Origin of the sequence: Allokutzneria sp. NRRL B-24872, from assembly GCF_002155965.1 — a bacterium.
Taxonomy (GTDB): Bacteria; Actinomycetota; Actinomycetes; order Mycobacteriales; family Pseudonocardiaceae; genus Allokutzneria.
The window spans coordinates 1-13,284 of sequence record NZ_MUMH01000085.1; the positions used below are offsets into that span (position 1 = coordinate 1).

2 protein-coding genes (1 of these 2 only partly in view) are annotated in these 13,284 nt (G+C 71.2%); both read left to right on the forward strand.

Annotation, left to right across the window (positions count from 1 at the left end; genetic code table 11):
- The first annotated feature begins 133 nt into the window (after window positions 1–133).
- Complete coding sequence (locus CCN37_RS21895) at window positions 134–5,209, forward strand: type I polyketide synthase (protein ID WP_086824096.1); 5,076 nt, start codon at window positions 134–136, stop codon at window positions 5,207–5,209.
- Window positions 5,206–13,284: the 5' portion of a type I polyketide synthase gene (locus CCN37_RS39135; protein ID WP_143261731.1), read on the forward strand. The gene runs 12,138 nt beyond the window's last position; only the first 8,079 of its 20,217 coding nucleotides appear in the window; it begins with the start codon at window positions 5,206–5,208; its stop codon lies beyond the right edge, outside the window. Before CCN37_RS21895 ends, CCN37_RS39135 begins: the two co-directional genes overlap by 4 nt.

Genomic DNA, 13,284 nt, shown 5'->3' on the forward strand with positions numbered 1-13,284 from the left:
TTACGAGACAGCCCTTAGGCGGAAACAAATCCGCCGTTGAAACCTCCTGGTCGGGTGGGTGCGGCGGTGCGGATCATTCGGGAGGGTCACACCCCGCGCCGCGCCGCCGTTTCTCCTGGGGGAGCCGAAGACCATGGCCGACGAGCAGAAGTACCTGGATTACCTCAGGCGAGCCACCGCCGAGCTGCAGGACCTGCGTCGGCAGCTGCGCGAGACGCGGGAGCCGGTCGCGATCGTCGGTATGGCCTGCCGTTTCCCTGGCGGGGTCGGGTCCGCGGACCAGCTGTGGGACCTGGTGGCGGCCGGGCGCGACGCCGTCACCGACTTCCCCCGCGACCGCGGCTGGGACATCGCCGGGATCTACGACCCGGAGCCGGGAACGCCGGGAAGGAGCTCGACCCGGCGCGGCGGTTTCCTCGACGACGCCGCGCTCTTCGACGCGGAGCACTTCGGCATCAGTCCGCGCGAAGCGCTCACGATGGACCCGCAGCACCGAGTCCTGCTGGAGTGCACGGCGGAGGCGGTCGAGCACGCCGGGATCGACCCGGCCGTCCTGCGCGGCAGCCGGACCGGGGTGTTCAGCGGCGTCATGTCCAGCTACTCCTCCGGGCACCCGCTGAGCATGGCCTCCGGCCGCGTCGCGTACACGCTCGGCCTGGAAGGGCCCGCCATCACCGTCGACACGGCGTGCTCGTCCTCGTTGGTGGCACTGCACTTGGCCGCGCGGGCGCTCAGCGCCGGGGAGTGCTCGATGGCGCTCGTCGGCGGTGTGACGGTGTTGCCGACGCCCGAGGTCTTCGTGCAGTTCAGCCAGCAGCGCGGGCTCTCACCCGATGGCCGCTGCAAGGCCTTCGCCGCCGGAGCGGACGGTACCGGCTTCGGCGAGGGCGTCGGAGTGCTTGTGGTGCAACGGCTTTCGGACGCGCGCGAGGCGGGCAACCGGGTGCTGGCGGTGCTGCGCGGGTCGGCGGTCAACCAGGACGGGCGCTCCAACGGCTTCACCGCGCCCAACGGTCCCTCGCAGGCGCGCGTCATCCGCGAGGCGTTGGAGTGGGCTGAGCTCGAACCGGCCGATGTGGACGTTGTGGAGGCGCACGGCACCGGCACCACGCTGGGCGATCCGATCGAGGCGCAGGCGATCATGGCTACGTACGGCCGTGATCGGCCCGCTGACCGACCGCTGCTGCTGGGCTCGGTGAAGTCGAACATCAGCCACACGCAGGCCGCGGCCGGGGTCGCCGGCGTGATCAAGATGGTGCAGGCGATGCGGCACGGGCTCGTCCCGCCGACGCTGCACGTGGACGCGCCGTCACCGCGCGTGGACTGGAACTCCGCCGCAGTGCGGCTGGTGACCGAGTCCGCGCCGTGGCCGGAGACCGGGCGCGCGCGGCGGGCTGCGGTCTCCTCGTTCGGGCTCAGCGGTACCAACGCCCACGTGATCCTCGAAGCTCCTGCCGAGCACGAGGAGCCCGTCCCCGCGCGGATTCCCGGTGCGCTGCCCTTGATGCTGTCGGCCAGGACCGACGACGCGCTGCGCGAGCAGGCCGCACGCCTCAAGTCCTATGTGGACGCAAACGTGGGCGTGGATCTGGCCGACGTGGCGGTCGCTTTGACCACGCGCCCGGCGATGGGTGTGCGTGCCGCCGTGCTCCCGGGGAGCCGGGCTGATCAGCTCAGCGCACTCGACGTTCTCGCGGCAGGAGGTCAGTCGGCGGACGTCGTTCAGGCGAAGGCCCACGCGGGCAAGCTCGCCGTGGTGTTCTCCGGGCAGGGCTCGCAGCGCGCGCGGATGGGACGCGGCCTCTACGACGCGCATCCCGTGTTCGCCGAGGCGTTCGACGAGGTGTGCGCGGCCGTCGACCAGCACGTGGAGCGCCCGCTGCGGTCGGTGGTCTTCGCGCGCCCGGATACCGCCGAGGCCCGGCTGCTCGACCGCACGGACTACACGCAGGTGGCCACGTTCGCGGTGGAAGTGGCGCTGTACCGGCTCTTCGAGAGCTGGGGAGTTCGAGCTGATCTCCTGATCGGACACTCCGTCGGGGAGTTCGCGGCGGCGCACGTCGCGGGGGTGTGGTCGTTGGCGGACGCGTCGATGATCGTCGCCGCGCGTGGCCGGTTGATGCGCGAACTGCCCGAGGGCGGCGCGATGGTGGCGATCGCGGGCAGTGAGCAGTGGGTTCGCGAGCGGCTGCTGGAGAACGTCGGCATCGCTGCGGTCAACGGCCCCGCAGCCGTGGTGATCTCCGGCGAGGCCGGTGCGGTCGCCGGGGTCGCTGCCGCCTGCCGCGCGGAGAAGGTCCGGACGAAGCCGCTGCGCGTCTCGCACGCGTTCCACTCCGCGCTGATGGAGCCGATGCTGACGGAGTTCGCGGAGGTACTGCGTTCCGTCGAGTTCGCCACGCCCCGCGTGCCCGTGGTGTCCAACGTGACCGGCGAGCGGTTGACCGACGAGCAGGCGCGCTCGGTCGACTACTGGCTGTCCCACGTGCGCGAGGCCGTGCGGTTCGCCGATGGCGTGCGCTGGTTGCACGAGCAGGGCGTGACCCGCTTCGTGGAGCTGGGCCCGGACGGCGGCCTTGCCGTTGCGGCCCAGGAAACCGTTGCGGGCGAGGGGGTGTTCACCTCGGCGCTGCGGCGTGGGACCGAGGACGTGCAGGCCGTGACCTCTGCGCTGGCCCGTCTGCACGTGGACGGGGTCGCGGTGCGGTGGAACGAGGTGTTCGCCGGTCGGCCCCGTCCGTGGCTGGACCTGCCGACCTACGCGTTCCAGCGGCAGCGGTACTGGGTTCCAGCCGATACCGCGACCGGCGACGCGAGTGGTCTCGGGCTGACCGCGATCACGCATCCGCTGCTCACGGCCGCCACCGACGTGCCGGGCTCGGCCAAGTTCGTGCTCTCCGGGCGGCTCGCGCTGGACGTGCACCAGTGGTTGGCGGACAACACCGTCTGGAACGCGGTGCTCGCGCCGGGAGCCGCGTTCGTCGAGCTGGCCGCGTACTGCGGCGCGCTGCTGGGCTGCTCGCAGGTCCGCGAACTCCAGCTGCGCGAGCACCTGATCGTTCCCGAGCAAGCTGCGGTGAACCTGCGCGTTGTGGTGGAGGCCCCGGACGAGCGCGGTGAGCGCGTTCTTGAGGTGTACTCCAGGGAGTCCGACAGCGATGAGTCGGAGCCGTGGGTCTCGCACGCCCGCGCGGTCCTCGCGACCGACGCCGTTGCGCCGCTGCCCATCGCTACGCGTGACTGGCCGCCGCTCGGCGCCGTCGAAGTGCTCGATGTCCACGACAAGCTCGCTGATCAGGGCTACGACCACGGTCCGGCATTCCGTTCCCTGAGCCACGTGTGGCGTCGCGAGGACGAGATCTTCGCCGAAGTGTCCTTGGACGTGGACGCCGAGTCCTTCGCCGTCCACCCGGTGCTCATCGACGCCGTGGCGCAAGCGATGCAGAGCGTGGCGCCGGTTCTGCCGATGACGTGGCGCGGGCTTTCGGTGCACAGCGAGGGGGCTCGTGGGCTGCGCGTGCGTCTCTCTCCGGTCGGCGAGAACGCGTACTCGCTTGCCGCCGTTGACTTCTCCGGCGTTCCGGTCGTGTCGGCGGAGTCGGTGGAGGTGCGACCGATCGCGCCGGAGGAGCTGACGCGCTCGGCGGAGGCTTCGCTGTACGCGGTGGAGTGGGTGGACGCCGATCTCGTCGTGCACGACGTGTCGGAGTCCCTGCGCAGCGGCTGGACGATGCTCGGCGTCGACGATCCGGGCCTCTCGGCCGCGCTGCGGCCAGCGTGGGGCGACGGTCACTGGCACGTTGACGTTTCAGCGCTGCGCGAGGCCATGGACTCCGGTTTGCCCGCACCCGCGCTGGCGGTCGCCTCCAGTGTGGACGGCGTGTGGGAGTGGCTGGCGGAACCTCGGCTCGCCGACTCGCGACTGGTCGTCGTGTCCGGGGACAAGGCGGTGTGGGGTTTCCTGCGTTCCGTGCAGGCGGAACACCCTGGGCGCGTCGTGCTGGCCGATGTGGACGACAACGAGCTGTCGCGCCGTGTCCTGCCCGCGGTCGCGGGAGCGAACGAGCCGCAGCTCGCGATCCGGGACGGACGGCCGTTGGTGCCCCGCCTGGCCCGTGTCGCGGCCAAGGCGGGCGATCCGCTCGGCTCCGCGGGAACGGTGCTGGTCACGGGTCCACTTGGGACGAGGTTCGCGCAGCACCTGGCGACGGCGCACGGCGTCGAGAAGGTCGTCCTCGTCACCAGCGCGCTGGAGTGCGATCTTGCTGACCGGGAGGCGGTTTCCGGCTTGCTGGCGGGTATCGCGGACTTGACGGCCGTGATCCACACCGGCGGCGAAGGGGCCCGGCACCTGGACGAGCTGACCCGCGACCGCGACCTGCGGGCGTTCGTCCTGGTCGCCTCGTTCGACGCGCTCCTGGGCGGTCGGGGGCTGGCGGAGCTCGGCGCCGCCGACGCCGAGCTGGAGTCCATTGTGGACCAGCGAGGTTCCGGGACCGTGGTTTTCTGGGGCGAGAGCGCGGAGAAGGACTCTTTCGACCTCGTGCTCGCCGAGACCGAGCACCGCGCGGTCGTCGCCGCGCGGATGGACGTGAAGGCCATGCGGCGCGAGTTCGGCCGCTACGACCGCGTTCCGCCGTTGCTGCGCGGCCTCGTGCGACTGCCCCGGCCTCGGGTGGAGTTGACCGGCGCCCGCGCGGAGGCGTTGCGCGCCCGGCTGGCGGAACTGTCCGAAGAGGACAGATCACGCGAGGTGACGGGGATCGTGCGCGAGCACCTCGCCGCGGTGCTCAAGCTCGCTCCGGCCGACGTGCTGGGCGACAAGGGTTTCCTGGACATGGGGCTGGACTCGGTGATGGCGATGGAGCTGCGCAACCGGCTCGACGCCGTCACGGGTCTGCGGCTGTCGGCGACGGTGGTCTTCGACTACCCGACGCCGGACGCGCTCGCGAACCACGTCCTTGAGCGACTGCTTCCTTCGTCCACAGTGGACGCTGACGCGACCGTGGGCGACGACGAGCTGCGACGGCTGCTGGCGACGGTCTCGATCACGAGGCTGCGGGAGTCCGGTCTGCTCGACCCGTTGGTGCGGCTCGCCGAGCAGCCCGCCGCCGTGGCCAAGAGCGCCGACAAGAGTGCCGAGATCAAGCAGATGGACGTGCGGGACCTGGTGCGGCTCGCGCTCGAAGGGGCAGCTGCGAAGCCATGACGAGGGGCGATGAGTCGGTGAAGCCGCTGCTGTGGGGTCTTTCCGCGTCCGGGAGCGCGTCGTTGCGCGCGTATGCGAGCGTGCTGGCCGAGGAACTGCGTGCGCGGTTGGACTGGAGCCCGGCGGACATCGGCTTGTCGCTGGCCGCTGCTCAGGGGCGAGGCAGGCGTGCTGCGGTGTCCGCCACTGACCGCGAGGAGTTTCTCGGCGCTCTGGAAGCGCTCGCCGACAGCAGGGGAGCGCCCGGGCTGACCGAGGGTTCTCCGGTGTCGGGCGGCGTCGTGTTCGTGTTCCCGGGACAGGGTTCGCAATGGGCCGGGATGGCGGCGGAGCTGCTGGAGTCCTCGCCCGTGTTCGGCGAGCGGATGCGGGAGTGCGCTCGGGCGCTGGAGCCGTTCGTCGACTGGGACCTGTTCGACGCGCTGGAGGACGGCGAAGCCCTGCGTCGTACGGATGTCGTGCAGCCGGTGTTGTTCGCGGTGATGGTGTCGCTGGCCTCGGTGTGGCGCTCGTACGGCGTCGCGCCGTCCGCCGTGCTCGGGCACAGCCTCGGCGAGGTCGTCGCCGCCGTGGTGGCCGACGCGCTGTCCATTGAGGACGGTGCGCGGGTGGTGGCGTTGTGGAGCCGCGCGCAGGCGACGTTGGCCGGTGACGGTGCGATGATCGCGGTCCCCGCCGCGCCGGAGGACGTGGGCGCGCGGCTGGCCACCTTCGGCGGTCGGCTAGTTCTGGGTGCGGTGAACGGACCGCGCTCGGTGATCGTCTCCGGGGACGCCGACGCCGCGTCGGAGCTGCTGGAGGAGCTTGTCTCCGAAGGGATCGCGGCGCGCAGGATCGACGTGGACCTCGCGGCGCACTCCCCGCACATCGACCGGATCGCGGAGTGGCTGCGCGAGGCGCTGGCCCCGATCCGCCCGCGTCGTCCGAGCGTGCCGTTCGTGTCGGCCGCGCGCGGTGAGGTGCTGCCGGAGCACGTCGAGCTGGACGCCGACTACTGGTGCCACAACCTGCGCAACACCATCCAGTTCGACCGCGCCACGCGGGTGGCGCTGGACAACGGGACCGGAGTTCTGTTGGAACTCAGTCCGCATCCGGTGCTCACCGCCGCCATCCAGCAGACCGTAGAAACCGAGGGCGCGGCGGCTTCCGTGCGTGGCTCGCTGCGCAGAGGCCACGCCGGGCAGAGTCGGATCATGGCTTCGCTGGGCGAACTCCACGTCGACGGAGTGTCCGTGGACTGGGACGCCGTGTACAGCGGGCAGGACGCGCGCGTGGTGCAACTGCCCGGCGCCGAGCGGGCGAACGCGCACGTGGAGTCGCCGCTGCGCGCGCGGCTCGCGGGCATGGTGGAGTCCGAGCAGCGCGCGCACCTGACTGAGCTGGTGTGCCAGGAGATCATGGCGTTGCGCGGTACCTCCGAGCGGGTCGCACCCGATCGCCAGTTCCGCGAGCTGGGCTTCGACTCCGTGACGTCGTTGGAGATCCGCGCGCGCATTTCGTCGGCCGTTGGTGTCGATCTACCGATCACGATGGTGTTCGACCACCCGACCCCGGCCGACGTCGCCGAGTACGTCCGCGTGGTGCTGGTCGGCGCACCTGAGCCAGAGGTCGTGGTGGCGAGCCGCCCGGCCGAGGACGACGACCCCGTGGTCATCGTCGGCATCGGCTGCCGCTACCCCGGCGGTGTCGCCGGAGCGGACGACCTGTGGCGCCTGGTCAGCGACGGCGCGGACGTGGTCGCGGACTTCCCGGGAAACCGTGGTTGGGACTTCGCCGCCGCCTACGACGGCGAATCCCGTCCAGCAGGTACGTTCTACCAGCGCCAGGCCGGATTCCTGGGCGAGGCGGATCTGTTCGACGCGGAGTTCTTCGGGATCTCCCCGCGCGAGGCCGCCGCGATGGACCCGCAGCAGCGGTTGCTGCTGGAGACCTCGTGGGAGGCGCTGGAGCACGCGGGCATCGTCCCCGCGTCCCTGCGCGGCAGCGGGACCGGCGTGTTCGTCGGCGCGATGACCATGGACTACGGCCCGCGCATGGACCAGGGCAGCGACGCCGAGGGCTACGTCTTCACCGGCAACACCGGCAGCGTGATGTCCGGGCGCGTCTCCTACCTGTACGGCTTCGAGGGACCCGCGGTCACCGTGGACACGGCGTGCTCGTCGTCGCTGGTCGCGCTGCACCTCGCGGCCCAGTCGCTGCGGCGCGGCGAGTGCGGCCTCGCGCTCGCGGCGGGCGTCACGGTGATGTCCGGCCCCGGGATGTTCGTGGAGTTCTCGCGCCAGGGCGGGCTCGCTCCGGACGGCCGCAGCAAGGCGTTCTCCGACAGCGCGGACGGTTTCGGCCTCGCCGAGGGCGTCGGCGTGCTGGTGCTGGAGCGGCTTTCCGACGCCCGGCGCCACGGCCACCCGGTGCTCGCGGTGATCCGGGGTTCGGCGATCAACCAGGACGGGGCGTCCAACGGGATGACCGCGCCGAGCGGTCCCGCGCAGCAGCGCGTGATCCGCGCGGCGCTCACCGACGCTGGACTGTCCACTTCGGACATTGATGTCGTTGAGGCGCACGGGACCGGGACGCGGCTCGGCGATCCGATCGAGGCTCAGGCCCTGTTGGCGACCTACGGCCAGGATCGTTCGACGCCGGTGTACCTGGGCTCCTTGAAGTCCAACATCGGCCACACGCAGGCGGCGGCGGGCGTCGGCGGTGTGATCAAGATGGTGCAGGCGATGCGGCACGGCGTGCTGCCGAAGAGCTTGCACGTCACCACTCCGACCGCGCACGTGGACTGGTCGGCGGGTTCGGTCGCGGTGCTGACCGAGCACCTTCCCTGGCCGGACACCGATGTGCGTCGCGCGTGCGTGTCGTCCTTCGGCGTGAGCGGGACCAACGCGCACGTCGTTCTGGAGCAGGCGCCGGAATCCGTTGCTGGCGAGCGTTCGCACCCGGTCCTGATCCCGCTTCCGCTGTCCGGGCGTGGGCAGTTGGCGCTGCGTGAGCAGGCCACGCGCATGGCGTCCTTCCTGCGGGAGGAAGTGCCGTTGGCGGATGTCGCGTGGTCTGCGGCGACGACGCGCACGGCGTTCGACGACCGCGCGGTGGTACTCGGTTCGGACCGCGAGGAACTGCTCGCCGGGCTGGCCGCGCTCGGATCGGGACTGCCAGGCGTGGTGCGGGGGAACGCGGACACTCGCGGTATCGCGTTCGTGTTCCCCGGCCAGGGCTCGCAGTGGCCGGGGATGGCGGTCGAGCTGATCGGCTCGTCCCCGGTTTTCGCCGCGCAGATGGACCGGTGCGCGGACGCGCTGGAGGACTTGGTCGACTGGGATCTGTTCGAGGTCCTGAACGACGCGGATGCCTTGCTGCGCGTGGATGTCGTGCAGCCCGTGCTGTTCGCGGTGATGGTGTCGCTGGCCTCCGTGTGGCGCTCGCACGGCGTCGAGCCTTCGGTGGTCGTGGGGCACTCGCAGGGCGAGATCGCCGCCGCGTGCGTCGCGGGTGCTTTGAGCCTGCGTGACGCCGCGCGCGTAGTTGTGTTGCGCAGCAAAGCCATCCGGGCCTCACTCGCCGGTCGGGGCGGGATGGTCTCGGTCCCCGTCCCGGCTTCCGAGCTGGAGTTGGGGCCGGGCTTGTCGATCGCGGCGGTGAACGGTCCATCGTCCACTGTGGTTGCTGGTGATCCGGCGGCGCTGGAGGACGTGCTCGCTCGGTGGGAGCGCGCACGGCGGATTCCGGTCGACTACGCCTCGCACACCGCTCAGGTCGAGGAACTGCGCGAGGAACTGCTCGCCCTGCTTGCGGGGATCGAGCCCCGGCCGACCACGGTCGCCTTCCACTCCACCGTGAAAAACGCCGTGGTACCGGGTACCAACCTGGACGCCGAGTACTGGTACGAGAACCTGCGGCGGACCGTGCGCTTCGACGACGCGGTCACGGCGTTGAGCGGGCACCTGTTCATCGAGTGCAGCTCGCATCCCGTGCTGACCAGTGCGATCGACGCCACCACGGTGGGATCTCTGCGCCGTGATGACGGCGGCTTCGACCGGTTCCTCACCTCGCTCGCTGAGGCGCACGCGCACGGCGCCCCGGTCGACTGGTCGACTGTTCTGCGCGGCAACCACATCGCGCTGCCGACCTACGCCTTCCAGCGCGAGCGTTTCTGGCTCGACGGCGGAGCCCCAGCGGTCACCGACGCGGCTGCCCTCGGGCTCGTCGCTCCGGAGCACCCGTTGCTCGGCGCCGCGACCGAGCTACCGGATTCCGGCGGATTCCTGTTCACCTCGCGGATCTCGCTCGGCTCCCACCCGTGGCTGGCCGATCACGCCGTGCGCGGCGCGGTGCTGCTGCCGGGGACGGCGTTCCTGGAGCTCGCGGTGCGCGCGGGCGATCAGCTCGGCTGCGACCTGATCGAAGAACTGGTCCTGGAGACTCCGCTGGAGATCCCTGCCGACGGGAGCGTTCGGCTCCAGGTGGCGGTTGGCGCTCCGGAGGAGTCCGGGCGGCGCAGGATCACCGTGCACTCGCTGACCGACTCGCTGTCCGACGACGAGTGGACGTCACACGCCACCGGTGTGCTTTCCGCTGCGGCAAACGACGGTGTCGCGCTGGCGGAGTGGCCACCGTCAGCGCCGGAGATCGATCTCGCGGACGCCTACGACGTGTTGCGGGACAACGGTTTCGAGTACGGCGCGGTCTTCAGGGGGCTGCGCAGGGCGTGGCGGCGCGATGACGAGGTCTTCGCCGAGCTCGAGCTCCCGGAGGGCGTGGAGCACGAGGGCTTCGGCCTGCACCCGGCGCTGCTCGACGCGGGCCTGCACGCACTCGTCCTCGACGCCACCGAGCTGCCGTTCTCCTGGCATGACGTGGTTCTGCACGGCTCTGGCGCCACGGCTGCCAGGGTCCACCTCCGCCGCTCGGACAGCGGTGTCTCGGTGGTCGTGGCCGACGTGGCGGGCAATCCCGTTCTGACCGCGCGGTCGCTGGTGATGCGGCCGATCTCGGCACTCCGTCGCCGCGAGCTGTTCGCCGTTCGCCCGGTTCGGATCGACCTGCCCGCTGAGGTCGGCGTGGTGCCGGAGGTGCTGCACGCGGGCACCGTCGACGAGGTGTTGGCGGCGATCCAATCCTCGGACTCCCCGTTGGTGGTGGTCACGCGCAACGCGTCGACCGACCCCGCGCATGCCGCTGTGCGGGGCTTGGTGCGGTCGGCGATCTCGGAGCAGCCAGGGCGGTTCGTCCTGGTGGACACCGATTCGTCCGATGCCCCGTTGGCGGCGGTCGTGGCCTCTGGTGAGCCAGAGGTGTGGCTGCGCGACGGCGAAGCTTTCGTGCCGCGGCTCGGCGTCGTCGAGTCCACTGTGGATAGTCCGAAGTGGACTTCGCGGGACTGCGTGCTGATCACCGGTGGCACGGGCACGGTCGGCAGGGCGGTCGCCGAGCACCTGCTGCGCGTGCACGGCGTGGGGCGCGTCGTCCTGGCGAGCCGGTCCGGTGGCGATGAGCTGGACGGCGCGGAGGTGGTGAGCTGCGACGTCACCGACCGCGATGCGCTCGCGGAGCTGTTCGAGCGCTACCCGATCACGGCCGTGGTGCACGCCGCCGCGGTGCTCGACGACGGCTTGGTGGAGTCGCTGACGCCGTCGCGGCTCGCGGCCGTGCACGCGCCGAAGGCCGGGGCCGCGTGGCACCTGCACGAGCTGACCCGTGACCGGGAGCTGACCGCCTTCATCTTGTTCTCGTCGATCGCCGGAGTGCTCGGCACGGCGGGACAGGGCAACTACGCGGCGGCGAACTGCGCGGTCGACGCGATCGCCGAACTGCGTAGGGCCGAAGGACTGCCAGTCACCTCGATCGCGTGGGGTCTGTGGTCGGAGACGAGCGCGTTGACCGGCACGCTGAGCGAGGCCGACCGCACGCGTCTCGGGCGTTCCGGCGTCGTCGGAATGTCCACTGAGGACGCTCTGGACCTGTTCGACGCGAGCACGGGGGCGAGCACGGTCGCGGTGCGGCTGGACCGCTCGGTGCTGCGCTCGCGGACCGATCTGCCCGCCGTGCTGCGTGGTTTCGGCGGCAAGCCGGTGCGCAGGAAGGCCGAGGTCACCGCCGACTCGGTGCTGAAGATGGTGCGGGACCAGGTCGCTGACGTGCTCGGGCACGCTTCGGGGGCCTCGGTTGGCGCTGATACTGCGTTCCAGGGAATGGGCTTCGACTCGCTCACCGCCGTGGAGTTCCGCAACCGGATGAACGCGTTGTTCGCCGTGCGACTGCCCGCGACCCTGGTCTTCGACTACCCGACGCCGAGGGCTGTCGCGGAGTTCGTGCAGGCGGAGCTGACGGGCCGACGCGATCGCCCGGCCGCCGCGACCACGGCCACGAGCACCGACGAGCCCATCGCGATCGTCGGCATGAGCTGCCGCTACCCGGGCGGCGTCGAGTCGCCTGAAGACCTGTGGCACCTGGTTCTTTCCGGTACCGACGCCATCGCGGACTTCCCCGACGACCGAGGTTGGGACTCCAGCCAGACGAACCGCAGTTACGTCCAGCGCGGCGGTTTCCTGCGCGACGCGACGAGCTTCGACGCGGCGTTCTTCGGCATCTCCCCACGCGAGGCGCTGGCGATGGACCCCCAGCAGCGCCTGTTGCTGGAGATCGCGTGGGAGGCGTTCGAACGTGCCGGGATCGCGCCGGATTCCTTGCGCGGCAGCGACACCGGGGTGTTCGCCGGGGTGATGAACGGCGGCTACGGCGCCCAGCAGCTCGCGGCGTCGACCGGGATCGAGGAGACCGAGGGCTACCTGGCCAGCGGAACCGCCGCCAGTGTCGCCTCCGGCAGGATCTCGTACACGTTCGGTCTCGAAGGTCCGGCGTTGACCGTGGACACGGCGTGCTCGTCATCGTTGGTGGCGCTGCACTTGGCGGTGCAGTCGCTGCGGCGCGGGGAGTGCTCGCTGGCCCTCGCCGGCGCCGCGACCGTCATGGCCGCACCCTCGCTGTTCGTGGAGTTCAGTCGCCAGGGCGGGCTCGCGCCGGATGGCCGCTCCAAGTCCTTCGCCGCCGGAGCAGACGGCACCAGCTGGTCCGAGGGCGCCGGAATGCTCGTGCTGGAGCGGCTTTCCGACGCACAGCGCAACGGCCACCGAGTCCTCGCAGTGGTGCGCGGGACGGCGGTCAACCAGGACGGCGCGTCCAACGGCCTGACCGCGCCCAACGGTCCCGCGCAGCAGCGAGTGATCCGCGCGGCGCTCGCCGACGCCGGTCTGTCCACTGTGGACGTCGATGCGGTCGAGGCGCACGGGACCGGGACGACGCTGGGTGATCCGATCGAGGCTCAGGCGCTGCTGGCGACCTACGGCCAGGACCGGTTGACCCCACTGCTGCTCGGCTCGGTGAAGTCGAACATCGGCCACGCGCAGGCGGCGGCGGGTGTCGGCGGTGTGATCAAGATGGTCGAGGCGATGCGGCACGGGCTGCTGCCCAGGACGCTGCACGTCGACGAGCCGACGCCCGAGGTGGACTGGTCGGCGGGTGCGGTGTCGCTGCTGACCGAGCCGACGCCGTGGCCCGTGTCGGGGCGTCCCCGTCGCGCCGGCGTTTCGTCGTTCGGCGTCAGCGGCACCAACGCGCACGTGATCGTGGAACAAGCGGCTCCGGTGTCCGCCGTCGCGGCCGCGCCGGTGTCCGGTCCGGTTCCGTTCGTGCTCTCGGCTGGCAGCCCAGCGGCACTGTCGGCGCAGGTCGCGGGCCTGCGTGAGTTCATGGCGGCCAATCCGGACGTGCCTGCGGTCGACATCTCCCACACCCTGGCCACGACCCGGGCGCGGCTGCCGCACCGCGCGGTCGTGCTCGGTGACGACGTCATCGAGGGCTTCGGCGTCGAGCGCCGGGTGGCGTTCGTGTTCCCCGGTCAGGGCTCGCAGTGGGTGGGCATGGCCGTCCCGTTGCTGGAGAACCCGGTTTTCGCCGCGCGGATGGCGGAGTGCGCGGCGGCTCTGCGGGAGTTCGCCGACTGGGACCTCCTCGATGTGCTCGGGGACGCGGAAGCCTTGGAGCGGGTCGACGTCGTCCAGCCCGCCCTGTTCGCG